The sequence below is a fragment of the Paenibacillus sp. J22R98 genome, from assembly GCF_059383835.1.
Window position 1 is genome coordinate 412,752 of record NZ_JBXENW010000005.1, and the last position, 23,104, is coordinate 435,855.

At 43.4% G+C, this 23,104-nt stretch carries 22 protein-coding genes; 5 read left to right on the forward strand and 17 right to left on the reverse strand.

The genetic code is table 11. The features are described 5' to 3' along the window. Window positions 1-45: 45 nt before the first annotated feature. The 4 genes from AC50Y3_RS17370 to AC50Y3_RS17385 form a co-directional block, all read right to left on the reverse strand. Window positions 46-1,260, reverse strand: coding sequence for a copper amine oxidase N-terminal domain-containing protein (locus tag AC50Y3_RS17370; protein ID WP_494819983.1), 1,215 nt, complete (start codon window positions 1,258-1,260; stop codon window positions 46-48). Between the two features lie 30 nt (window positions 1,261-1,290). Next, the gene (locus AC50Y3_RS17375) at window positions 1,291-1,701 is read right to left on the reverse strand and encodes a VOC family protein (protein WP_494819984.1); all 411 of its coding nucleotides are present in this window, start codon (window positions 1,699-1,701) and stop codon (window positions 1,291-1,293) included. 58 nt (window positions 1,702-1,759) lie between these two features. After that, window positions 1,760-3,475 carry a SulP family inorganic anion transporter gene (locus tag AC50Y3_RS17380; RefSeq protein ID WP_494820041.1) on the reverse strand — a complete coding sequence of 572 codons (1,716 nt, stop codon included), beginning with the start codon at window positions 3,473-3,475 and terminating at the stop codon, window positions 1,760-1,762. Window positions 3,476-3,647: 172 nt separating this feature from the next. Then, window positions 3,648-3,974 carry an ArsR/SmtB family transcription factor gene (locus AC50Y3_RS17385; protein ID WP_494819985.1) on the reverse strand — a complete coding sequence of 109 codons (327 nt, stop codon included), beginning with the start codon at window positions 3,972-3,974 and terminating at the stop codon, window positions 3,648-3,650. Between the two features lie 313 nt (window positions 3,975-4,287). Here AC50Y3_RS17385 and AC50Y3_RS17390 point away from each other — a divergent pair, with 313 nt between their 5' ends. Further along, window positions 4,288-4,884, forward strand: coding sequence for a YjgB family protein (locus tag AC50Y3_RS17390; protein ID WP_494819986.1), 597 nt, complete (start codon window positions 4,288-4,290; stop codon window positions 4,882-4,884). Between the two features lie 132 nt (window positions 4,885-5,016). On the opposite strand, the gene AC50Y3_RS17395 is transcribed toward AC50Y3_RS17390, so the two are convergent. The 3 genes from AC50Y3_RS17395 to AC50Y3_RS17405 all read right to left on the reverse strand — a co-directional run bounded on the left by AC50Y3_RS17395 (window position 5,017) and on the right by AC50Y3_RS17405 (window position 7,101). Further along, window positions 5,017-5,901: an NAD(P)-dependent oxidoreductase gene (locus AC50Y3_RS17395; protein WP_494820042.1), complete on the reverse strand. Its 885-nt coding sequence runs from the start codon at window positions 5,899-5,901 to the stop codon at window positions 5,017-5,019. A 152-nt stretch (window positions 5,902-6,053) separates the two neighbouring features. Beyond that, the gene (locus AC50Y3_RS17400; protein ID WP_494819987.1) at window positions 6,054-6,593 is read right to left on the reverse strand and encodes a GNAT family N-acetyltransferase; all 540 of its coding nucleotides are present in this window, start codon (window positions 6,591-6,593) and stop codon (window positions 6,054-6,056) included. A gap of 100 nt (window positions 6,594-6,693) precedes the next feature. Continuing rightward, window positions 6,694-7,101: a VOC family protein gene (locus AC50Y3_RS17405; protein ID WP_494819988.1), complete on the reverse strand. Its 408-nt coding sequence runs from the start codon at window positions 7,099-7,101 to the stop codon at window positions 6,694-6,696. A 148-nt stretch (window positions 7,102-7,249) separates the two neighbouring features. Here AC50Y3_RS17405 and AC50Y3_RS17410 point away from each other — a divergent pair, with 148 nt between their 5' ends. Then, window positions 7,250-7,498 carry a hypothetical protein gene (locus AC50Y3_RS17410; protein WP_494819989.1) on the forward strand — a complete coding sequence of 83 codons (249 nt, stop codon included), beginning with the start codon at window positions 7,250-7,252 and terminating at the stop codon, window positions 7,496-7,498. 104 nt (window positions 7,499-7,602) lie between these two features. Here AC50Y3_RS17410 and AC50Y3_RS17415 read toward each other — a convergent pair whose 3' ends face one another. Beyond that, on the reverse strand, window positions 7,603-8,226 hold the full coding sequence (locus tag AC50Y3_RS17415) for a hypothetical protein (protein ID WP_494819990.1): 624 nt from the start codon (window positions 8,224-8,226) through the stop codon (window positions 7,603-7,605). A 189-nt stretch (window positions 8,227-8,415) separates the two neighbouring features. Continuing rightward, window positions 8,416-8,841, reverse strand: coding sequence for a DUF1801 domain-containing protein (locus AC50Y3_RS17420; protein ID WP_494819991.1), 426 nt, complete (start codon window positions 8,839-8,841; stop codon window positions 8,416-8,418). 252 nt (window positions 8,842-9,093) lie between these two features. Here AC50Y3_RS17420 and AC50Y3_RS17425 point away from each other — a divergent pair, with 252 nt between their 5' ends. The 3 genes from AC50Y3_RS17425 to AC50Y3_RS17435 are packed head-to-tail and all read left to right on the forward strand — an operon-like array spanning window position 9,094 to window position 12,732. Next, window positions 9,094-10,518 (forward strand): spore germination protein, encoded by a 1,425-nt coding sequence (locus AC50Y3_RS17425; protein ID WP_494819992.1) that lies wholly within the window; start codon window positions 9,094-9,096, stop codon window positions 10,516-10,518. Between the two features lie 4 nt (window positions 10,519-10,522). Continuing rightward, the gene (locus AC50Y3_RS17430) at window positions 10,523-11,644 is read left to right on the forward strand and encodes a GerAB/ArcD/ProY family transporter (protein WP_494819993.1); all 1,122 of its coding nucleotides are present in this window, start codon (window positions 10,523-10,525) and stop codon (window positions 11,642-11,644) included. Continuing rightward, on the forward strand, window positions 11,641-12,732 hold the full coding sequence (locus tag AC50Y3_RS17435) for a Ger(x)C family spore germination protein (RefSeq protein ID WP_494819994.1): 1,092 nt from the start codon (window positions 11,641-11,643) through the stop codon (window positions 12,730-12,732). The genes AC50Y3_RS17430 and AC50Y3_RS17435 overlap by 4 nt, the downstream gene beginning before the upstream one ends. A 137-nt stretch (window positions 12,733-12,869) precedes the next feature. On the opposite strand, the gene AC50Y3_RS17440 is transcribed toward AC50Y3_RS17435, so the two are convergent. The 8 genes from AC50Y3_RS17440 to AC50Y3_RS17475 form a co-directional block, all read right to left on the reverse strand. Further along, window positions 12,870-13,973 carry an ATP-binding protein gene (locus AC50Y3_RS17440; RefSeq protein WP_494819995.1) on the reverse strand — a complete coding sequence of 368 codons (1,104 nt, stop codon included), beginning with the start codon at window positions 13,971-13,973 and terminating at the stop codon, window positions 12,870-12,872. Between the two features lie 311 nt (window positions 13,974-14,284). Continuing rightward, window positions 14,285-15,982, reverse strand: a complete 1,698-nt coding sequence (locus AC50Y3_RS17445) for an extracellular solute-binding protein (protein ID WP_494819996.1) — start codon at window positions 15,980-15,982, stop codon at window positions 14,285-14,287. A 69-nt stretch (window positions 15,983-16,051) separates the two neighbouring features. Next, on the reverse strand, window positions 16,052-16,966 hold the full coding sequence (locus tag AC50Y3_RS17450; RefSeq protein ID WP_494819997.1) for a carbohydrate ABC transporter permease: 915 nt from the start codon (window positions 16,964-16,966) through the stop codon (window positions 16,052-16,054). A 40-nt stretch (window positions 16,967-17,006) separates the two neighbouring features. After that, a complete protein-coding gene (locus AC50Y3_RS17455) occupies window positions 17,007-17,966 on the reverse strand; it encodes an ABC transporter permease (protein WP_494819998.1) in 960 nt (319 codons plus the stop codon). An 841-nt stretch (window positions 17,967-18,807) separates the two neighbouring features. Beyond that, window positions 18,808-20,319 carry a hypothetical protein gene (locus tag AC50Y3_RS17460; RefSeq protein ID WP_494819999.1) on the reverse strand — a complete coding sequence of 504 codons (1,512 nt, stop codon included), beginning with the start codon at window positions 20,317-20,319 and terminating at the stop codon, window positions 18,808-18,810. A gap of 859 nt (window positions 20,320-21,178) precedes the next feature. Further along, entirely contained in the window at window positions 21,179-21,682 is a 504-nt protein-coding gene (locus tag AC50Y3_RS17465) for a P-loop NTPase family protein (RefSeq protein WP_494820000.1), read from the reverse strand. Between the two features lie 169 nt (window positions 21,683-21,851). Beyond that, complete coding sequence (locus AC50Y3_RS17470; RefSeq protein ID WP_494820001.1) at window positions 21,852-22,061, reverse strand: HIT family protein; 210 nt, start codon at window positions 22,059-22,061, stop codon at window positions 21,852-21,854. 60 nt (window positions 22,062-22,121) lie between these two features. Continuing rightward, the gene (locus AC50Y3_RS17475) at window positions 22,122-23,000 is read right to left on the reverse strand and encodes a DUF6454 family protein (protein ID WP_494820002.1); all 879 of its coding nucleotides are present in this window, start codon (window positions 22,998-23,000) and stop codon (window positions 22,122-22,124) included. Window positions 23,001-23,104: the final 104 nt, after the last annotated feature.

Below are 23,104 nucleotides of genomic sequence, written 5' to 3' on the forward strand. Positions count from 1 at the left end.
GAGATGAAGATCGGATTTCAATCGTGTTACAATTTTTCGCTAGATTTATTGCGTCAATTTCTCATGACTTTGGCCTGTTAAATGGACTTTATAATGCCCGGTGGTAGTGTTCCTCTCATCGGTTGTACCCAATTCATAATAACCGGAAATATAAACGCCATCATCTGCAATTTCCCAGTTATCTCTTACAACCGCAATATTGCCTTCGGGAGTCTGTTGCAGTTTAACGCCATAAATATAACCTTTAACACCAAGATACTCTTCGGTATTATCCTGTAAATTAACCTTCAATAAATTGCTGTGATCATTTACTAAAGGCCACGGATCAACACCAGGACCATTAACCAAAATATACATATCTGTACCGGTGAATTTGATATCGAAAATAGGGTTAGCATAGATAAGTTTTAGCGTGCCGTCTATATATTGATAAATAGAATCTTCCCCGACTTCCGCGTCAACACTGAAGACCAGGTATTTTGTATCCGAAACCGTAAACCAATGAAACGGAGTCCCGGGAGTCCCGGGATAAGGATTATAGCTGTTAAAAGGATATTCGCGACCAGACCAATCATGCAAAACCATCGATCCATCATCCTTGTAGTAAACGAGTAAGTTATTGTCACCATAAAACACTTTATTACCTTTACCTTCTATTGCCCATTGAAACATTGCTAGATATCGATAGCTGTCAGCATATTTTTTAATGAATTCCGATTTGTCAGCAATGAAAATCAGTTTATGAGCGTTAACGTAACCAACCGATTTTCTCAAAGCCTCGCCAATAGCACGTAAAGGTAAATAAGTACGACCACCTGAAGCCTCAGCCGCTACATCCAGCTCCTGTTCAACCCCATTTACGTGTATTTTCTTGCTGCCTAATATCAAATCCACTTTCAGGCTGTTCAGCGTTACGGTAATTTTTTTGTTTGGAGCAGACCAATCTACTCTAGCACCAAGAGCTTGAGCGACTGTGCGCAGCGGCACCATCGTACGGCCCTGCTCAACAAATGGTTTATCGCCGCTGGCCTCATTGCCGCCTATAAAAAATCGTTCCTGCCCTATCTCCATAATGACCGTTTTGGAAAAATCTTCTTTCGAGAGACTTCTATTGTAATTTAAGAGTGTTGCCGCATTGACAATGTTAGCTATGTTGGTACTTGTATCCGCGTTGGCAGTAGCAGTTGCACCGACAACAGGTGAAGAGATCGAACCTAGCCCCAAGAAAGCAATAAGCCCAAAAGCAATGTGATTTCTCATCCTATCATTCTCCTCAATCATCTTTCAGTATTAATCACTTCCACCGAAGACCATGACATATCCATCCAGGTCCTTAACCGCGAAATGTTTCCACTGACTATTTCCCATTGGTTCTATTCTTGGTTCGTATGCAATTATTGCTCCCTTTGACTTGAATTCATTATACAATTGTCCAACCCCGTCAAAATTGCTATAAAAATAAGAATCCCATCCAATGGTTTGCTCGTCCTCGGTTGGTTTATCCGGCTTTGGATTAGGGCGAACGTCTTCCGGCTTATTCGCTTGTTGAAGGATAAAGCCAAGATTATTTCCGCGTTCGGTATGTCCCCATCCGTCGACTTGGAATCCTAGTACATCTTGATAATACGTTCTTGCTTTTTCGAAATCCGAAACTAATCTTACTTGTAGGAAATTCTTAAGATAAACATTCTCGTTACTCAAAGGAACACACTCCCGTTAGTTAATGGACTCATCAAATGTAAAATTCTTCATCCGCCACTCATACCCTTTTTTTGGATAAAGCATTACATTCGCGAAAAGCGAAGTGTTTACAGCCCAAGCATTTATTAGTATCTAAGTGGGCTATCGCATAATCGATCGCATTGCCTGTATGTTCAAACACGCGGTCTTTCCCAATTCGTTCAATCAATCCAGTTTGTTTCAGCAATTCCAATGGCTGCGACTGGATTCCCGATATCAAAATCATGCTGCCAAGTTTCTCTGTATGCTTCACTAGAACTGCGAGTTGGGACTCCCCTGTTGTATCCATGAATGGGATCTTACCCATGCGCAGCAATACAATTCTCGAGTGTATTCGGAGAGTATCCATGACTAATTGCTCAAACTTACTTGCGGTCCCAAAAAATAAAGGGCCTTCTATTGAGAGGATGTTGATTTGCGGACAATCGCGTTCTGCTGTCACCATGTAAGCTTTTACCTTTTCATGATGAATCGCCGGATCGGGTAAAACCTTTGAGATGGTCAACGTCTCGCTCATCCTTTTGACAAAAAAAATAATTGCCAAAGCAAGTCCCACTTCGACTGCAGTTGTTAGGTTTGTAAAAACGGTCAATGAGAATGTGATCAGTAATACCACTGAGTCAGTTGTTCTTGTTCTTAGGATCTGCATGAACTTCTTGCGCTCACTCATATTCCAAGCAACAAGCATCAGGATGGGAGCCATACTAGCAAGAGGGATATTTGATGCATAGGGAGCAAGTAATATGAGGATAAGAAAAACGACGATGCCGTGTATGATCCCTGACATCGGCGACACTGCGCCGCTCTTGAAGTTTGTTGCAGTTCGTGCGATCGCTCCGGTGACGGGTATCCCACCGACCAGGGGGGTCACCATGTTTGCAATTCCTTGGCCAATCAGTTCACGATTGCTGTTATGGCGGCTGCCTGTCATGCCATCAGCCACTACGGCCGATAACAGTGATTCGATCCCCCCAAGAAGTGCAATGATGATTGCAGGCTGAATGAGTATTTCTAACTTACCCCATGTCATTTCCGGAAAGTGAAAATGAGGTAGTGCACTAGGTATGTTCCCATAGACGGATCCGATTGTAGCCACGCTTCCTTTGAAGAACAATGCAGCAATGACACTAGAAATGACAAGTCCAACTAAGGATCCCGGAACTTTAGGTACTAATTTCGGCATAGCTATCATGAGAATCAAGCCTACTCCCGCAGTCAAGATGCTATAGATGTTTATCGTTGATAGATGCGTAATAATCTCTCTCATGTTGGGCAAGAAATGTTCATGTTTTTCAATACTTTTAAGCCCTAGGAAGCTCGCGATCTGTCCGCTGAAAATAATAACCGCTATGCCGGCAGTAAAACCTATTGTAACTGGGCGGGGGATGAACGTAATGAATTTGCCAAACTTTAGTACCCCCATCGCGACAAGAATAATGCCTGCAAGAAAACCGGCAATCAATAGATTCTCGTAGCCGTACTGCATGACGATTGCAAAAAGGATGGGGATAAAAGCACCTGTCGGTCCGCCAATTTGGAATTTAGAGCCGCCGAACAGTGAAATGAAGATACCGGCAACAATAGTCGTATAGATGCCATATTCGGGCTTAACACCTGAAGCAATAGCAAATGCCATCCCTAATGGAATGGCGATAATCCCTACAACCAGACCGGAGACAAGATCTTTTCTGAACGCGGATAGATGATACCCTTCAAATCTTCCTGTCCATTTTATCCGATTCACCTTCTTATTTTGAATATTTGATTATTTGAATATATATGGAATAATACTCCTGGATTTAGTCGATGTCAACACGAAAAGAACGGGATTGCGTTCGCGAAGAAACCTCTAAGAATATAAAAAAAGGCCATCCATCATTTCACATGGATACCCTGATTTGTTCGATTTATGATTCTTTGCGAATGTCTTCGAGCAGTGAAATCGCATCTACGAGGTGATTATCGAAGATTTGCTTTGCTACGGATAATAAGTCTTTGATTAGCGGGTCTCGTAAAGAATAAATGACTGTTGTTCCTTCTTTTGAGCCATATACGACATTTTTATTTCTAAGTACCGCCAACTGTTGAGATACTGCAGAACCTTCAGACCCTAATATGTTTTGTAACTCATTTACGTTTCTGTCGCCTTCGCATAGAACTTCAAGAATTCGAATTCGCATCGGATGAGCGAGAGCCTTGAAAAACTCAGCTTTAAATTGTTGAATCTGGTTCATGGCATTTGCTCCTTAATCATTAAACTTCTAAAGATATGAATATAATAGCACACTTCCACAAACGGTTGAAAATAAGCTTTCCAGTCTGGGAAATAAACTCCCTCGGATGCACTAACCATTTAATAACGAGTTGGCGGGTCTCATCACACTGTAGGAAACCATCTTTTGTCATTTCCACAAGTCAAATCTTTCGTTACCTTCTTGTAACTGTTTCTTTACCGTTCTGTCATTCCTTTCAAGGCTGGTCTGGGTATTATGAGGTTGTAAGCCAACCGTCCCTTGTCTCCAATAATAATATGAGGTGAAATTCTAAATGTTGAACAAATCGAAACACTCGTATAAGTTAGCCGCCAAGCTGGCCTTGACCGGATTGATTGCGGTAAGCTCCATGACGGCAATCTCTCATTCGAATGTCCAAGCGGCAGCAGCCAGCGCTAGCACGAACTCGCAGAATGACTATATTGAGAGCATTTACAAGCTTGCGAGCGAAGGAAAAATCCCGGGCTTAAACGCCATTGCGGGCAAAACGCCGATCTCCGCCGTTCGTTACAAATGGGGCGAACCGGATGTAGGCGGTGACCTGAAAGGCAACCATTACGAAGGGTACAATTTGGGCATGGGAAAAGGCGAATACGGCTTCGGCATCAATAAAACCGGCGTCATCTACGATTTGCGCAATTTTGGGACGTCCATCGATCGGACGGGGGGCATCAAATCGCTGACCTTCGCGTCCGTCATCAATACGCTTGGTACGCCTAAGGAAGTTCGTTTCTCTGGCGCGGACAAAATCTATGTTTACCATCCATCCAAAGCATACGAACTGAAATTCGTCGGCCCAAGTAAAGTAGCCAAAGGCAAAATCGCGCATATTGACCATATCAACGTCTATGCGGGCAAAGCGAACACGTAACACGATGCAGAGCGAAAAAAACCGTCCCGGCGCAGCACTCGCTGAGCATGGACGGTTTCTTTTTTGTATACCAAGTTAGCACAACAAGGTACGGTCAACCGGCTGCTTGTCGGCAATCGGACAATCTTCTTTCTAAACCTCTCCTGCCAAAAGCTTGTACAATGCTTGAGTGCCGCTGTTCTCTTCTCCCTTGCTTGCAAGCTCATCATATAATGATTTGGCTAATTCAAGCCCGGGTGTTAATAATCCCATTTCTTTGGCAGCATCAAGAGCAATCCCCATATCTTTGATGAAGTGTTTGACATAAAAGCCGGGCTCGAAGTTTCCGTTGATCATTCGCGGTCCCAGATTACTTAATGACCAGCTCCCGGCTGCTCCGGTTTCTATGCTTTTCAATACGGTATCAGGATCAAGTCCTGCTCTTTGAGCATATACGATCGCTTCACAGACACCAATCATAGTGGATGCTATTGCAATTTGGTTGCACATCTTTGTATGTTGTCCGGCACCTGAATCGCCTTGCAATTGGATATTCTTGCCGATAATTTGAAAAATCGGAAGCAGTGCTTTGAAAGCAGAAGCGTCTCCACCAACCATGATTGCTAATCTGGCTTCTCTTGCCCCAATATCGCCGCCGGAAACCGGCGCGTCAACTGCGTAGATTCCTTTATTTTTCGATTCCAAATAAATTCTTCTCGCCAATGATGGTGTAGATGTTGTCATATCTATGACATATGTGCCTGCTTTTGCATTTGATATGATTCCGTCTGGTCCAAGATAGATTTCTTCCACATCTTTAGGATATCCCACCATAGTAATAACAACATTTGCTTGTGAAACTACCTCCGCTACAGTATCCTTCCAAACTGCGCCCTGAGTGATCAGTTCATTTGACCGACTTTTTGTCCGATTATAAACGATTAAAGAATATCCTGCCTTCAACAGATGACCGGCCATGCTTTTACCCATTACGCCAGTACCAATAAAACCAATTACAGTATTATCTTTATTAAGCATCATACGTGCGCTCCTTTAAATAAGAGAATGTCAAAACGTTCTTAGTTTTCTTTATTTTATCATTTCTGTCTATTCAACTAAACGGCCCGTTAGCTGAGAAAACAAAAACGGCTGCAGGAGCAACCGCAATTTCACTAACGTTTCCCGTTAGATCAATAAAGATAGCCTAAAAAATCTAAATTCCCCTCGCTCCAAGCGATCTTTCCTACTTCCTTAATCATCAATTCATCAATTGCCTCAAACCCTATACCATTTGTAATCAGAGTTTCATTATCAATTTTCACCCATTTACAATGGTTCTTTACTAATTTATAACCATTTTTCAAATACAAGGTCATGTTATCTGCAAATAAAAGTATAAAGTCAATATTTCGTCGCACAGAAAACTTATCGATTTCTACAAGCAGCGTTGAAGCCACTCCCTGGGAGCGAGTGTTTTGTGAAACACATAAATCAATTACACCCAGTATTCTTACGGGTTTCCCATTTAGATTCATCACCCTATAATCTAATCCAACGTGTCCTATAAGTTGGTTTTCCTGGTTAAAAGCTAGAAATCTAAAATGCGGTAGTTGCTTAAAATAAATTCTGTTTTTTGGATAAACTTCTGGAAAACTGGCGTTTAATAATTCTTGTATATTTGCTGATAATTCATTACTTAGATCATATTCAAATACCATATCTATCTTCAAATTACCTCTCCAATACTTAATTATTTGTTTTATGCCTTTTCTACATATCAATCAGCGGTAGCCTTCACGTTGTTTCATTATTTATGTCGGCGGCAAAGATCTACTCTACGAAATTTGATTTACCATGAGCCACTAACATATTTCCGCTAGGGTCATAAAAATCGAAATCCATTCCAAGGATCTCTGTTTCTCCGGATTCGGTACGAATAGCTCCTCTTTCTTCTCTTACCTGGCCAATTTGTACCTCTTTACTCTTTAGGTCGGACAGTAACTTCACGATATCCGTTGCTTCAAAACCGATAACGACCGACATGGTTCCCTGGTGCAATTCTCTTTCGCATAGAAAGATCGATGGACCCGAAGGGAGAGCAACTATGGCCATTTTATTGTCCGGTCGTTTAAAGTGCAGCTCGAATCCTAGTTTACTTATGTACCACTCCATGGAATCCTCAAGATTCTTAACTGGAACTTGAAGAAATGAGACACTGTTAATATTAGTTTCTGTCATATTAAATAGCCTCCTATAAAATTAATTGGACTCCTGCTTCCCTTTAACTCATTTACTCCAAATAAATTAATCGTATTAAATTTGCTTTGCGTGTTGTACTGGTGTAACATTTACTAATAAAAGCACCTTTGGAGAAGAGGACCTAATCATGGCAAAAGAAAAACCGCTATTCGCTGCTAAACAAGAATTAAAGACAGACCAAGATTTCGAATTAGCGATGATGCATAAAGAACCCATTGAAGCCTACCAAGATCGTATGCGTATGAGACCTATTTCCACAATTAAATCTTACAATGATCACTCCGTACGTATTGTCGATGGAACAACCATCGTCCGTGGCTCAAGCAGATTTTACACGTTAAGTGAAGAGGATAGACAGAAATACATTACAACTTAATGATACCGCGGAAGGGGAGGTGCATTGCGCCTCTCCTTTTCTTTTTAGCAAGCCCAGAACAGCAGTCCTTCTACGTCCTCTCGATTGAGCACATTTCGATCGGACTATGCGCGCGATTTCTCCTGTTGCCTGGACCATAGATTTTGATACAATCCCGTAACAGTCAGTCGGACAATGCCTTTTTCGCTTAACGTTATCGCATCCTTCTCATACGCATCATTCGGAAATAGGTAGAATGAAAATTCATCCCCATCCTTGAAATTAAGGCCGCCGGTGCCGTACGTGGCGCTTTCATACTCGTTTCCCTTATATGCAGCCGTCATCTTCGCAGCCATCTCCCTTGTGAATTCATGTTCGCCTACCGTCTTGTGATGCGTGCCCGAAATTAATGACGCTCCGTTACGCGAATAAGTTCCGACCGCCCGAAATCCGATCCGATATCCTCCTCCTTGCAAGCCGACGTTATCCATCCACATCACATAAATCCGGTGCGCCCCGTCATTGTACAACTCTTTACCTACGTTGCTCTCCAAATCGGCCAAATCAACGGAAACGGAATACTCCCCCGTAACGGCATAACCGTGCTTATCTGTAAATTTCTCCGTGTTATTCGCGATATCCGCCATTTGTATCGTCCATGCAGCCGGATAGCCAACCAGCCAGTAATAAGAAAATACCACAGCAGCCGCGCCGATTATCGCAATGATAAGTTTTGTTTTAAGTTTCATTAGAGCCTCCGAATCTGTTGAAATATAACAACTCTAGTGTAACATGATCTCGAGCTGCTCGCTTGAAGGCGGTGATTATTAGGCTATGTTATACTCTAAAGTCGATATTCAACCATAAGAAAACCGCCTTGGTGAAAAGGCGGTTCTGTATGTTAATAGTTTATATGCTTGATACAACGCAGAAGTTTATTATCGTGTCGCCTCAACCCCAAATCGTATTGCCTCTTTAAGCATATCAATGTTTATATCTTTTAGCGTTTTGAACTTCATACAATATCCGCTCACACTCGCCTTGCCCAGTTTTTTTCCGTACGTCCGGTTTAAATATGTCTTATCTTTAATACCAAGGATATAGACAGAGATTCCGGTTTTGTTAGCACTGATACCAATTTGATAAAACTCTCTGGTTTTTCCATCAGCATATTTTATAGTGTGAATTCCATATCCTATATTAGGATTGGAAACAGTTATATTTTCATCGTTTTTACCATCCAAGAACCATAACTTACATTCTGGCATTACTTGCAAAATGATGCGGTGCAAAGTTTGCATATCACTACGCTTTGGTTCAGATTGGCTCGTCATATAATTTTCGATTTGTTCTTGTACGTTCATATAAGTGCACACCTCTTCAAATAATTGCCTTTATTATTGTTTCCAGATTTATTTTTTTGACATAATCATCCCGCACTTATAATCTTGATTGCGGGTTTATTGTGTCATTCCTCACAGTTATAAGCTATCCTCTTACCTGTATCTGAGTGAATTACATTCTACCGATTCGAAGATTTCCAATCGTTTGTTTAAAACTCGATCAAGAATAGCATAATAAAGGAAAACTTAGCGTGCTGATTCAGGGGATGAAAAATGACAGCAATTTCTTTAGAAGCTTTAAAGCAGCGCCTCGCCCTAATTGAGGATGCAGAGATAATTGATCGAGATACTACCGACGGACTTCGTTTGACATTTATTTATCTTGAAACCTTAATCGATCAGGAGCGTCTTAACGAATCGATTCTTGAGCCCCTCGTTCGATCATTCCAAAGTTCGGTGGAAAAAAGCCTAGCTACCGCCAAAATTGCACGTTTATCCAATTTGGAGCAAGCCCTCCAGTATCTCATGAAGGGCTCAGTGCTAGTTTACGACTCATCCAGCAGGCAATGGCACGCTATTATGCTCCCCAACTCGCTCAGCCGGTCCATCGAAACCTCAGAGACGGAAACCATAATGTTCGGCCCAAAAGACAGTTTCAGCGAGCAGCTGGAGCAAAACATCTTGCTGATTAGAAGAAGGCTTCCTTTAACAGCGCTTAAAACAGAGAGATACTCCGTCGGCTCCTTAACCCAAACAACCGTAGTCCTTATGTACATCGACGGGCTAATCAATCCGGAATTTGTAGCGGTCGCGAAAAAAAAGCTTTCCAGCATCGACTTCGATATGTTTTTGGACTCTTCACATGTTGCAGCGTTTATGGAAGACCATTATCACAGCATCTTTCCTCAATATCTCCAGACCGATCGACCGGATTCCTGCGCGTATGCACTAGGCATCGGAAAATTGATCATTTTCGTCAATAACACTCCTTTCGCCTTAGTCGCTCCGATTACGCTGTTTCACTTGTTTCAGTCGCCGGAGGATTATATTAACCGCTGGTTGGTAGCTAGCTTCTTGAGGCCGTTACGCTATCTCAGTTTCCTTCTTTCCATTACTCTAATTCCAATTTACGTGGCATTAACGACTCATCATTATCAAATGCTTCCCCTACAAATTTTATATGTAATCATCGAGTCTCGTAGCAAACTGCCACTATCCCCCTTCTGGGAAGCGTTTATTATTCTTATTACGCTAGAAATTATCAAGGAAGCCAGCCTAAGAATGCCGACCAAAACGAGCCAAAACTTGGGGGTAATTGGAGGAATCGTTATTGGACAAGCTGCGGTAGAAGCCGGATTCGCAAGCAAAGTGCTAATCGTATTGGCAGGCATTTCGGCGATTTCCACTTTTCTCGTTCCAAACTATCTGGTCACCAAATCCAGTTTACTGCTTCAATTCATATTCTTGATTCTCGCGACCTATTTGGGCGTTCCCGGCATTTTGCTAGGACTCTTCGGCATGCTTGCCCATCTGAACGGGCTTACGTCCTTGAACCAGCCCTACTTGGCGCCGGTATCTCCGTTTTATTGGAGAGATTGGGTCGATCTTTTCATCCGAGGGCCGTTACACGCTATGCGCATTCGTCCTGAAGCATTGCGTCCTTTAAACAAGTATCGTATTAGCCGAAGGAGTAAATGAACCCATGCAAACTATGTCGCTGTTTCGAAAAACCTCACATCAAGAAAGCGGTTTTTACGCGCTTTTCCTCACCAATAGAATTCAAATGCTATATTACATGATTGTCATGCCCTCAGCCCTCGTTCAGCCGTATATGTTATTGGTGATTGTAGCAATGGGCATAGCCTCCCAATTTTGCCTATATATGCTGTCCAAGTGGTTCGCAACTCCCTACTCTGCCCAAGGGTACCAGGGTTTTGAAAGAGTATTCGGAAAAACAGGCATCAAAATTTTAGCTTTGGCAAGCTTGCCGCTCCTTTTGCTCAAGTTCTCTTTCATTTCAGTCAGTTATGCCGATATCATGCAGCAATTTGTTTTTCCTTCTATGGACCGAGAATGGCACATTGTGTTTCCTTTTATCCTTAGCTGCTATTTGGCGCTGTTTGGAATGGAAAACATGGTACGGTTCGTAGCGCTCGTGTTCATTGGAACGATTTGGATCTTCTTTTTGTATATTCCGTTTTTTTTGGTGCAATCAAATTCGATTCACGATTTATACCCTCTCATTCCGATTGGCCCAGAGCCGTTTACATGGAAATCACTACTGCTCGTTTTTTCGTCGTACTCCGGACCTGAATTTTTAATCGCTATTTCATACTGGCTTAATCCGCAACGGAAAATGCTAAAATATTTGACGGTCGCTAACGCCATCTCGGTCGGCGAGTATCTCTTTATTTCCATTGCGTCCTTGCTCTTCTACGGCTCCAAATACTTGCCAACCATCAAATACCCGAACGTGGAGATGGGGCGCTACCTGCAATCTCCTGTATTCGAAAGGATCGATATTATTCTGATCTCGGCATATATGTTCAGCTTCCTTTACTCGATCGCCTTGTTCGTGTTAATGATATATGGCGCATCTCGTTTTCTAGGCAAGACGAAGACAAGCACTACGCGTATTGGGCTGATCGTTAGCGGCTGTGCGGCGATGGCCGTCACTCTTCCGATCAGTAAATGGTTTTGGGAGCCCGGGATCGAGCAAGCATTTTGGCTCGAACTGCAGATGTGGGCAGGATCCGCCTCTTACTTGTTAGTGCCTCTTCTCGTCTGGATCGCGATCAAGCGCAAAGCCAGGACAACGTCATGAAACGCTTCGTACGAGCAACGCTTGTGCTGCTATCGTTTTCATTGTTGACATTCGCATGCAGTTGCGTCCCCTTACCAGAAAACAATATAATCGAAGAAATCACGCCGATCATTTTCTGGTCCGTACAGGGTGGAGGAGAAGAAGACGGAAAGATAACAATCAGCACGCTCGTCCCTCCTCTTATCAAGGAGAAGAAGCGCGTCCTTACCCTTAAGGTCTCTCTATTGAATGAAGGCAATAAGGGGTTTAATTTAACCTATTATAACGAACTGAAAGCCGGTCAAATCCGCTTGCTGTTCGTGGACGAAGCTTATGCGAAACGGGGACTGACCCGTCTTATCAATACCGTCCTGACCGATCCGAACATTTCGCAACGGTTGTACTTAGTCATCACGAAAGGCAACTTTAATGAATTCCTCGCCAAACACTTGGATGAAACAGACAATATTGATTATTACCTTTATCGCATGTTAAAACATTACGAGAAGAAAAAACAAGGCGAAATTACCGTCGTCAATTTGCACCAGTTTATGAAAATGCTGTACTCCCAGGTTTCCGATCCCCAGCTACCAGTATTTCGCGCGAAAGGCGAACAGTTCCTGTACGAAGGCACAGCATTTTTCGACCGGGACAGTATGGTTGCAGAGATACGTGGAAAGGACGATCAAATCAATCAATTGTTGTATAGGGACAGATTCGTACGATATTTAGTCCTTCCTGACCTCTCGGTTACGCTAGGGCATATTCGCGCGCATACCCGTAAGAAACTAGCCCCGGATTTATCATCCCTATCCATCGAAATCGACGTGAAGGGAAGAATTGATGAATTAGATTCGCTCTCAAGAATCGAAAATAACTTCCAATTTGTCGCTCTCACACAAAATATCGAACGGTACTTGGAGGAGAATGTCATCCGCTTGCTATCCAAAATGCAAAAATTACAGATTGACCCCCTTCAAATCGGGGGGTTGACTGCTAAACCGTTCTCCAAACCAATAACCAGAGATACATGGGATAGGCATTGGTCTACTATGAAGATTAATGTAAAAGTGCGGCTACATTTAGAGTCTCTGACGAAGGTAAAATAGTAAGTTGGAATTTTGTTCAAAGAGGTCGGCACAGCAACAGCCCCGGAAGAGAAAATAAAGCTGGTTCATCACCCAGAAAGCGATTACATTAAATTTGATCCCTATACATCTGTAACCATTTTTCCTGTATAAGTAAATTAGCCATAGTTGAGGAATGACGAGTAGATGGGTAAAATCACATCAACAATGGTTCCTTCGTTGACCGTGCTTTCGATGTGAACACTCCCTCCGTGTTCGTGGACAATCTTGTTGCTGACCATTAGGCCTAATCCCGTTCCCTTTTCTTTGGAACTATAAAAGGGTTCTCCAATGGATTTAATTCGTTCCGATGAAATGCCACTTCCTTGGTCTATAAATCGAAATTTGATAAACTCTGAATCATGGCATAGAATCTGTGTTTTGATGATTCCACCGTTTGGCATAGCGTCAACCGCATTCTGGAGAATGTTAATAAATACTTGCTTGATTTGATTCTCATCGCAGTAGATACGTGGTACTTCCGAGTCGTGTTCTTCAATAATCTCAATGTTGTTTAATATGGATTGTGTACTGAATAACAACACCACCTGTTGTAAAACAACCGCCGCATCAAATTCCTGCATTTTCGGAGTTTGGGGTTTGGCAAGCGTTACAAATCCCCATAATATAGCTTCCAATCTCCCGACCTCAGATAGAATCAATTCAATATACTCGGGTTTTTCGTTACCTTGTTGTAACAGCTGGGCGAATCCCTTGATCGAGGTTAGAGGATTTCTAAACTCATGTGCAACCCCTGCCGCCATTTGACCTACTATCGAAAGCTTTTCAGTTCGTAGAAGGAGTTCTTCTGCCTTCTTTCGTTTTGAAATATCACGAGACCCGTACACGCATTGCACTACTTTGCGATTTTCATCAAATATAGGAGTGCCCCTGGTCTCGATATATACCCAACTGCCATCTGCTTTTTTACACCTCCACTCAAAATCGAACGTTGATTCTAGTGTAACCATGTCATCGAATTGCCTCTTAACGTACGCAAGATCGTTAGGATGAACGAAATAAAAAGCAGAATTTCCTTCAAACTCGCTGGACGGAAATCCCAAGACCAATTCATGGGACGGCGAGGCATATAGAACTATACCTTCCATATCCACGACACCGACTAAATCCTGGGTATTTTCGGCAACAAAACGACACTTTTCAGTCGTTTGTGGCGGGATCCAATCGGGATGTTTCATTGGGTCAAATAATAGTTTGGTCACACCTTACTCCTCCTCCATACTCCTCCTATAGAACATTGCATTTAACAGTGAGTAGACCTGGCTCGAAGAGATTCGTCCAAGTACCAGGATCCTCGTGTGTGACACTCCAAGTATGTACGATCTATTAAACTGCCAGTTAGCGTAATAAACAATCGGTCACGGATCCATTGGATTACCTCCACAAAAGCATGTTACCTTTCTAAACGAGTAATTGGAAGGGTTTGTTACAAGAACAACACAGAAAAGACCAAACAGCACTATCATGCGGTTTGGTCTTTTCTACTAATTTCTATACTCCAATCAACCTCTTATTACCAGCCGATATCATCACGCGATGCAGCTTTTTCACCGACATACGCAGCCATTTCCTCTACGCCGGCAGATTTAAACTTGTCTTGAATGCTGTGCAGCATCTTCAGCGCTTCGTCATCGGATTTCGCGTAGCATGCTTTGCGGAATTCTTCGTCAAAGTTTAAGCTTGCCGTTTTATCCCTGAACTCTTGATATTTAGGCCAATCTCTTTCCAGATAAGTTGCGCTGACCTTGTCAATGATTTGGATCGGCAGTCTCTTCGAATAGCTAGCCTCGAGTTTCTCCCATTGCGTCTTCTGGTCATCCGGAATCGGCCAAGTGACTTCAGAGGAGAAAGCGCCCATGAAGCTGCCGGATAGATAGTTGAGGCCTTCGTCACGCTTCACATCCGGATTATCGTCGAATTGCTTTTTCACATCTGCAACCCATTGCGGCTTGCCATCTGCCAGCGTATAATCTTTGCCTTCGATGCCCCAGTAAGCGAGAAGTCGGCCTTCATCGCTGTTCAAATAATCAATCAAACGCAGCGCTGCATCCGGATCTTTGATCTTCGCGCTCAAGAAGATAACCGGGAACCCGGAACGACCTGGCTTCTCGACTTGCGTCACAATATTACCGCTCTTATTCTTCATTGGGCCGAGCAGTTCGTATTGCATTTCAGGATTCGTTTTATAGAGAGTTTTTTGCAATTCGCCAATCATGCTCTGAGCGCCGAATACAGCCAGCTTGCCTGTAGCGAGCTTCTCATTCGCTGTCGTATCGGTATTGCTGAATGCCTCAGGGTCAAAGAGACCATTTGTGATCAGCTTTCTCATATAGAGCAGGCGAGCTTCTTGGTCTTTGGATTGTGTCCAGTGGATAAGCTTGCCGTCTTCCTGACGGAAGTCCGAAATGTTGTAATCAGACCAGCCGGATAGGAATTGGCTATAGTCCCAACCATTATGCATCGTACCGGAAGGGATGACCGGCTTGCCGCTAATATCTTTGAAATTGCCGTTCTTGATTTTAGTTAACAGATCAGCAAGCTTTTCTTCCGTGTCGATATCGGCACCATTAACATTCAACGCCTTTAGAATATCTCCACGGGCATAGAGGCCGTAGTTCCAGTTATGAATGCTCTCTGGAGTGCCGTCCGGCGTCTGCATAGGAATGACATATTGCTTGCCTTCCAAATCAGGACTATTCAGGTCAAATTCTGCAAAATCCTTCGCTACACCTTGCGTCATCAGTTTCTTCACGTTCGGATATTTATCAAGATAAGGGGTTAAATCGAGAAGTTGGCCTTCCAAAGCTGCTTTCTTGATGACTTGTCCTTCCCCGCCTGTCGTGGACCAGTACGGCGCATTTACGATATCCGGAACCGTATCCGAAGCGAAGATCGTGTTCAGTTTCTCAACTTCGCTTGTTGTGATCGATTCCAGCTTTAACGTTACGCCGGTTTTCTCTCTAACCGCTTTGGCAACCGGATTGTTTTCCTGATCCTGCGGAAATCCCGCACCGCCGCCGTTCCAGGCGCTTAGGAAGGATAGAGTAGCCTCCTTAGGTGCATTGGATTCGTTTGTCCCCGAAGAATTCGTTGTTCCCGAATTGGAGGAACCCGAATCATTGTTGTTTCCTCCGCATGCTGTTACGGATAATGCAATCATCGGGACGGCAAGCATCAAGCTAAGAGAACTTTTTAGTCTGGTCTTACGCATTAGACAAGCCCCTTTCTTTTGCTATTTTTTTTTATATAAAAGGCGATGCCTTCTATACTCGGTACTCGACTACTCCTTGAGCGAACCTACCAGTACGCCTTTAACAAAATACTTCTGAAGGAATGGGTACACACAGATGATCGGTGCCGTAATAATGATAACGAAGGTCATCCTGAGTGCCTCAGGCGTTACACCTCGCAGCGCCATCTGGTTTTCGTTCATGTTTTTAATGGACGATCCACTGCTCGAACCCGTCATGGACTGGAACGACGCTTCACTGATCATTTTGTTCAGGAACGTTGCTGCAGGTTGCAGATCTTCTTTTTGGATGAAGAACTGTCCGGTAAACCAGTCGTTCCAGACGCCTACCCCAACGAAGAGGGCGATGGTAGCCATTACCGGCATCGAAAGCGGGAGGATAATTCTCCAAAATACGCTTAACTCGCTTGCGCCGTCGATTCGCGCCGATTCCGATAGACCTAATGGGATCCCGTCGAAGAACGTCTTCATAATAATGGCATTGAAAAAACTATACAGCGATGGTAGGACAAGCACCCAATACGTGTTCAGGATATGCAGTTCACGGTACAGAATGAAGGTCGGAATAAGTCCCCCGCTGAACAGTGTTGTGAAGAAAAAGAAGAAGACGATATACTTTCTGCCCGGCAAGCCTTTCCGCGAAAGCCCATAGGCTAGTAAGGCCGTCAGCAGCGTAGAACCTACGGTTACGATAACCGTTCGGGAAATGGAGATCCAAAATGAATTAATAATGTGCGGATTATTGAATGCTTTGCTATAGTTCTCAAACGTACCTACCCTCGGGATGAAGTAGATGCCGCCCTTCATGGCGTCATAGCCGTCATTGAAGGATAGCGCCAAAAAATAGATAAAGGGATAGAGTGCCGTCAGGCAGAATATGAGCAGCAGCGTATAGTTCACTGTGGAATAGAATTTATCAGCCGCCGACAGTTTTCTCACACCCATACCTGCACCTCCTTAGGTTCATAAAATAAATGTTGCCTGATTACCATAGCGATACGTCGCTCACTTTTTTGGAAACTTTATTAACGGCTACTATGAGGAGCAGAGAGATCAGTGACTTAAACAACCCGATCGCCGTGGAGTAAGCAAATTGCCCCTGCTGAATACCTGTTTTCAAAACATAAGTGTCTAATATTTCCGAGACGCTGAGTGTAGCAGGCGTCTGCATCAACCAGATTTGGTCAAAGCCGGCGTTCAGAACGCCGCTGAGAGAGAAGATCAGCAAGATACCGATCGTAGGCGTCAAAGATGGCAGCGTAATCTTAAACAGCTTACTCCATCGACCTGCTCCATCCATTTCCGCAGCTTCATACAAATGCGGATCGATATTAGTCAAAGCGGCCAAGTAAATGATCGAGCCCCAACCTACGCCCTTCCAAATATCCGAAATGACGACCAGTGGATAAAATAAGGACGGCATCCCCATAAAGAAGATCGGTTCAAGCCCCATATGATCCCTGATGTCATTAACCAGTCCCACATTAGGAGAAAGAATTTTCTGCATCAGCGTCACAACAACGACCCAGGAAACAAAGTGCGGCAGATAGGAAATCGTTTGAAAGAGTCTTTTTATTTTGCTATGCATAACGCCATTCAGCATCAATGCAAGGATCAACGGCGCCGGGAATCCAAGCAACAGCTTCAGGAAGCTAATAGACAGCGTATTGTAGAGCACCGAATAGAAACTGGAATCGCCTAAGAATTGCTTGAAATACCGAAGGCCTTCCCACGGACTGTGCAGGATCCCCAGGTTGTATTTGAAATCTTTGAACGCAATCAAAATACCGTACATCGGATAGTAGCAAAAAACGAGATACCAGATAAAAGCCGGGAGCATAAATAAGTAGATATGCCTGAAACTCCATACTTTAGCCCATGCATTGTTCTTGTTTAACCGCGCCACTTCGGGCATGACTTCAACACTTGCTTCTTTTGCAATCATTATTCCTCCCACCTTCTACAGGATATAGCCAAGCGAAGCGCTTCAACTAATGAATCGACAGACATGGATGCGTGAAGTGCAAAGGCATCGGCTGATCGCCAAGCAAGTTCTGCGTCGTCCTGCAAGCGATTACATTAATCTCATACAACAATATTATATTTAATATATTTATTCAATACTTATCAAAAAAATTGTTTTTATCAGTGCTTTCGACACAAAACACTTCTTTTAGCATACTTTTTTATTTGAAATAGGATAAATTACTCATATTTTCGAGCTTTTACAAAATAATTTATAGTAAAATATATTTAATATATATTTAAGCATTAAGCGTTGGTATGTAGGAAAATCGAGATTGGTGTCGTAGCAAACCCGAAACATTTAGGTATAAAGGAAGAGGTACTTTTATTAGGCTAGTGCTGTTACATTCGCCATTTGAGCATATAAAAACGCCTCAAATCCATATAAAAAACCACATTGGCTAAAAACACTCCCCGTAATTTCTGTCGCGGATTGTTTTTCAACCAATGTGGTTGCTTATATTCCTGATGCCTTCTTCATTTTCAGTGTTACCATCCAATATCTAAATAAAGCTATTCTACCCGCGACCTCATTTTCATGTGGTCGTAAGATTGCAGTAGCCCGGGATCGAACGTTCCTGCCCGTGCGATCCGTTCATCCCCTAGCATGAAACTATCAAGATAGTGTTTTTAGCTGAGTATTGGTCATATGACACAAAAGAACTCACATAGAAGGCCAAAGCCTGGCTTTTTGGCCTTGTGGAATTTCGAGTCAGGCAGACCAACACCGCCTGGTAAAACCTACCTCCCCCTCCAATTCATCATACCTTACCAATTCTTAACTTTTGGGCGATTCCAGCCTTGAGCGAGGCGGCCTGCCCTTCCGTTAAGCGGCGCATCGCAACCGCATAGTCGACCGTCTGCAGCATTTCATCGTAAATTTTAAAACGAGGCTGTGGATCGATTAGGTCCTTCCAATTAAATTTTTGTTTGGGCACGTATTTATTAGCGACGTCTTCGTATTTCAACAAGCACTTAAAATATCTTTGCAGAAATTGGAGATCCAAATCCAGCTCCTGCACGTCAACAACAACAACCACGTTGTTTCTGCCGACTTCGGCCCCTGCCACGTTCGTCGCGATCCATGTTACCGTATAGCGATAGTTGTTATCGACGGTGTCGTTATAAAGTTTCAAACCTTGGCTACCGTCCGAGCCCTTTTCGCGAATAAATCGAACCGTAACGGGCTTTGAGGTCGTTTTAGATTTTATAAATATCGGCACAGTATCGGGTTCGTAGGTGAGGCATTCCGTCGTGAAGGTAATGAAACCTTGATCCCGATCGGTCGGAACGGGCTGACCCTCAATTTCCCACTTCACAGTCATGTATGGGTATGTAAAGCGGATAATATCCTCGTGCAATGCCGTTTTGCTTTTCCAGCCGATATGGGTTCCTGCTGTTATGCATAAAGAATCTTGATCCGTGATGATTTCTCCTTCGGCCAGCTGCTGCTGGTTCAAAACGTTCGTGTTATGCTTGATGTCTAAAGACGATATCTTCACAGTTCTATTTATTTGTCCTAGCAGCTCGTATTTTGAAGTCCATTGACCATCGGCGTCTGTCGGTTCGATATCGAAACGAAAAGGGAAATGCGGTGCCGCATTTATCAACTCCTTCTCGTCGTAAACTAGACGAACGTTATCAATCTGGTCATCGGCGTCGAAGAAGTTGACGATCAGATCAAACACATTGGAGTCCTCGATAACGGCATCTTCCACCACGTGTTTTGCCGACTCTCTCAGGTTATCGGCGAACTGTTGAAACATACTCTCGACCGCGGCAATCAAGTCTTGAGTTACTGCAAACGCCTCGAGTACTTTCTGTTCGGTTATGCCATTTATAAAAAAATTCCATTGATCCTCCAAAAAAACTCGCAGCGCTTCATTTGCCTTCAAGATTGAGGAGTCGGCCGTAGCGTCCTCATCCATGAGTACAGCAACCATCACCATCTTAGAGGGGATGAGGTGATTTAGGCCACCATATTGCAGTTTGATGGGACGAAGTACAAAGTTGTGGGCGCCGACATTGTGAGGGATGTCGTACATGTTGTCGTGTCCGGGAACGTTACGTCCATTGCCGATATTGCCATGACCCCCAGCTCCCGCCGTAACTGTGATGTTCCCTTGAAAGGAAGCTTGACCGGGGATCCGTTGACGTACGGTGGAACCATCCAGTTGAAAAAAATATGTCCACAAATACGGTTCGTCGCCGCCAGCCTCGTCATTCCAGAGGCAATTCAAGCGCGTTAGCTCCAAATTAACATTCAGTTCCAATTTCCATCTCCCACTTTCTGATTCATTTTCGTTACAACCTTAAAAGGCAGCTCCTATTCGAATTTATCTGGGAAGACTAAGGCTGCTCATGTTATAGATTTTATGAGACGAATCTTTCTTTCAAACCATATGCCCTAAAATATTCCATATTTGACCAAGTCAACAGAGTATTTGCTGCCTTCCCCTGCCTCACTAATAAATAAATTCTAGTAACCTCAATAGGAAGAGAAATCATTTATTTATCGCTAGCGAAAGAAAAAAATTTATAATAATATCCATTACTGGAATTATATTTAATCTATATTGAACTGATATGAACTAACATACACGTTAGCGTAAAAGATGATCGTAATGGAACTAAAACCTTTCCATGAAATACAATCAATAACCCGATAGCGGAACAGGCTACCGATTGTCGGTAGCCTGTTCTGTTGCATTATTGTAACTGTTATTTGCGCCATTAAATTTATCAAAAGTTGCTTATACGACGACGTTACTTCTTAATGATATGTTCTTTTCATTCATCAGAGTTCTCCCCGTCCGTACTTCGCTTATTACTAATGTTCGTTAATTCAAAGTCCTCCTTGGAAATCCCCAAGTCTAAGGCTAATCTTTTCTTGATTACCATAGCCTGCTGCAAACTGGTGGCTCGATACTCGATAGTAGTTCCGGTTGAATCTTCGAATAAATAGTAACTCTTTTTATTAGACATAAACGATGCTCCTCACTTTCGGTGGTAGTCAACAAAGTCATTATGTCCCTGTCTCTAGATTATAAACGTCCCCCCTCAGATAAGGGATGAATCTGAAAATCACTTCGTTTCATTATTACTAATTCTTTCTATTGTTATCGTTCTCCATTAACCCCGTATTCCTTTAGTTAAATCCAGTTTGTTACTATCTCTTAACCTAATCACTTTCTCATTGTAAATTTCCAACTTGTTTTCAAAACTGTGTCTACGTTGTTCAAACTCCCTTGTCCATTTGTACATCATCTTCAACATCGTGATATCTGACTTATAATGACACCTTTCGATACCAATTTTTTGCTTAATAAATCTTGTTAGGATTCTGACCTTTCGCTTCCATAATGGAGTATCAAGAAATATGATTGTATCTGCCATTTGATACAGACATTGATAGGAATCTCTATCTGTACCTTCAAATATCCATGTTCCTTTATTATCGATCTCTTTTATAACTTCAATTTGTTCCTCTGGAGAACGTTTGTAACGTCCAGTAAGAGTTTTATGATGGACGATGGAGTCAAGTTCATACCAAGGGACACTAATTTTCCTTGACAAGCTTTTAGCCAATGTCGTTTTACCACTAGCCACAATTCCAATAATGAGGATCTTTTTCATTCGTGGTCGATCTCCTTGGATTGGCGATTTTTTACTATTACCCTTTCGCCATAGCTACGATTAACCCTTTGTTGTGCTATCAATCTATGAAAACCTGTTGCTTCAATGAAAAACGGCAGCCGATAATCAATCCAGCTGCCGTCGTATTCTATTGTGCTATCGTTTCCCGTTAGTGCACTATATATTGATTTCCATTATTTCCATCCCTTGATATGTCTACGTTCATCATGGTTGGGATGTGTTTTTTCGGAACAGCCAGCAAATGAACAGGGGCAGAAGGGTCTTTACAGTGAAATACAATAACCCGGTCATCTTCATATTCTACTTTTGCTGGAAGTTTTCTGTCGACAAATTTACAAAAGACGCAGTCCATCTCCATTTCACTATCGCCTCCATAGCCAACTACCCGTTAAGCTAAAGGCTGCGCTTAGCAGCCTAACTATTCGTTCGGCCAAGTCGGGTTCAAATTGCATGTCTCATAGACGAGCAACGACCCGCGCTCGTCGTCCGGCACCGCATACAGCCGCAGCTCTCTGCCCGCGGTCTCCAGAAATACCGGATTGCGCGTGATCACATGTCCTCGAGGCGAAAATTCCGTAATGGGCACTTCGTGAATTGCCTCCAGCGCGTTCATATCGATCAGAGCTAAACCGCCTAGCTCGTACGGCTCGGCATGGCCACCTGCCGGATTGGGATTGGCCAGCTCGGAGATGCCGCTCGCGATCATTATCCCCTCGCCTGCATATTGACCGTCCTGATAATCCACAAAGTGGCTCGCATTGTCTTTCGTTCGCAGCATCCGCCCCGCCCGGTTCCATTCGTAGAACGTGCGCGAGCCCCAGCTATTCCCGATCAGCGATCCGTTCCGGCCATCATGAACCACGCCCCCGATGTGATCCCGGACGCGAAAAGCTTCCTCTGCGAGCATCGTCATCGGATCCACCTTGTACACGATAGATTCGCTATGCGGCCTATATTCGGCGACCGGCACCCATAGATGTTCGCCGTCGAAATCAATTCCGCCCGGATGGTACATGTCCCTTTCGCCAAGCAGCGTATGCTTCACGAGCTTCCCTCGGTTGTCAAAGGCAAACAGGTGCCCGATTCCCATGCCGGGAGAACGGTCATACCCGTCCAGCGGTTTATCGTAGCGAACCGGCATCTCGGTAAGTTCAACCGAGGACATGTAGAAGAGGTCACCTATGCGAACCATCCCTTGGGCATGGCCGTTGTTGAATTGCAGACCAATCTTGTCTCGCAGTTTCCACTTCGTACTGCGTGTAAGCATTCGGAACGATGCGATGAGCTGATTATCCATAATGAGTTTGTCCTCCAAAGTAAAAATGGCACTGCGATCCGATGCCCCGTCGAACTGCAAAACTGTCCTTGTTGTTTGATCATCTCTGCCTGTTAGCTGGTATT

What these genes read in the sequence shown, in the direction of transcription:
- AC50Y3_RS17415 (WP_494819990.1), bottom strand. Translation starts at nt 8,226, where the DNA reads ATGAAACTTAAAACAAAACTTATCATTGCGATAATCGGCGCGGCTGCT.
- AC50Y3_RS17465 (WP_494820000.1), bottom strand. Translation starts at nt 21,682, where the DNA reads ATGAAAAAGATCCTCATTATTGGAATTGTGGCTAGTGGTAAAACGACA.
- AC50Y3_RS17370 (WP_494819983.1), bottom strand. Translation starts at nt 1,260, where the DNA reads ATGAGAAATCACATTGCTTTTGGGCTTATTGCTTTCTTGGGGCTAGGT.
- AC50Y3_RS17430 (WP_494819993.1), top strand. Translation starts at nt 10,523, where the DNA reads ATGCAAACTATGTCGCTGTTTCGAAAAACCTCACATCAAGAAAGCGGT.
- AC50Y3_RS17425 (WP_494819992.1), top strand. Translation starts at nt 9,094, where the DNA reads ATGACAGCAATTTCTTTAGAAGCTTTAAAGCAGCGCCTCGCCCTAATT.
- AC50Y3_RS17395 (WP_494820042.1), bottom strand. Translation starts at nt 5,901, where the DNA reads ATGCTTAATAAAGATAATACTGTAATTGGTTTTATTGGTACTGGCGTA.
- AC50Y3_RS17450 (WP_494819997.1), bottom strand. Translation starts at nt 16,966, where the DNA reads ATGGGTGTGAGAAAACTGTCGGCGGCTGATAAATTCTATTCCACAGTG.
- AC50Y3_RS17445 (WP_494819996.1), bottom strand. Translation starts at nt 15,982, where the DNA reads ATGCGTAAGACCAGACTAAAAAGTTCTCTTAGCTTGATGCTTGCCGTC.
- AC50Y3_RS17420 (WP_494819991.1), bottom strand. Translation starts at nt 8,841, where the DNA reads ATGAACGTACAAGAACAAATCGAAAATTATATGACGAGCCAATCTGAA.
- AC50Y3_RS17475 (WP_494820002.1), bottom strand. Translation starts at nt 23,000, where the DNA reads ATGGATAATCAGCTCATCGCATCGTTCCGAATGCTTACACGCAGTACG.
- AC50Y3_RS17410 (WP_494819989.1), top strand. Translation starts at nt 7,250, where the DNA reads ATGGCAAAAGAAAAACCGCTATTCGCTGCTAAACAAGAATTAAAGACA.
- AC50Y3_RS17435 (WP_494819994.1), top strand. Translation starts at nt 11,641, where the DNA reads ATGAAACGCTTCGTACGAGCAACGCTTGTGCTGCTATCGTTTTCATTG.
- AC50Y3_RS17385 (WP_494819985.1), bottom strand. Translation starts at nt 3,974, where the DNA reads ATGAACCAGATTCAACAATTTAAAGCTGAGTTTTTCAAGGCTCTCGCT.
- AC50Y3_RS17390 (WP_494819986.1), top strand. Translation starts at nt 4,288, where the DNA reads ATGTTGAACAAATCGAAACACTCGTATAAGTTAGCCGCCAAGCTGGCC.
- AC50Y3_RS17455 (WP_494819998.1), bottom strand. Translation starts at nt 17,966, where the DNA reads ATGATTGCAAAAGAAGCAAGTGTTGAAGTCATGCCCGAAGTGGCGCGG.
- AC50Y3_RS17470 (WP_494820001.1), bottom strand. Translation starts at nt 22,061, where the DNA reads ATGGAGATGGACTGCGTCTTTTGTAAATTTGTCGACAGAAAACTTCCA.
- AC50Y3_RS17405 (WP_494819988.1), bottom strand. Translation starts at nt 7,101, where the DNA reads ATGACAGAAACTAATATTAACAGTGTCTCATTTCTTCAAGTTCCAGTT.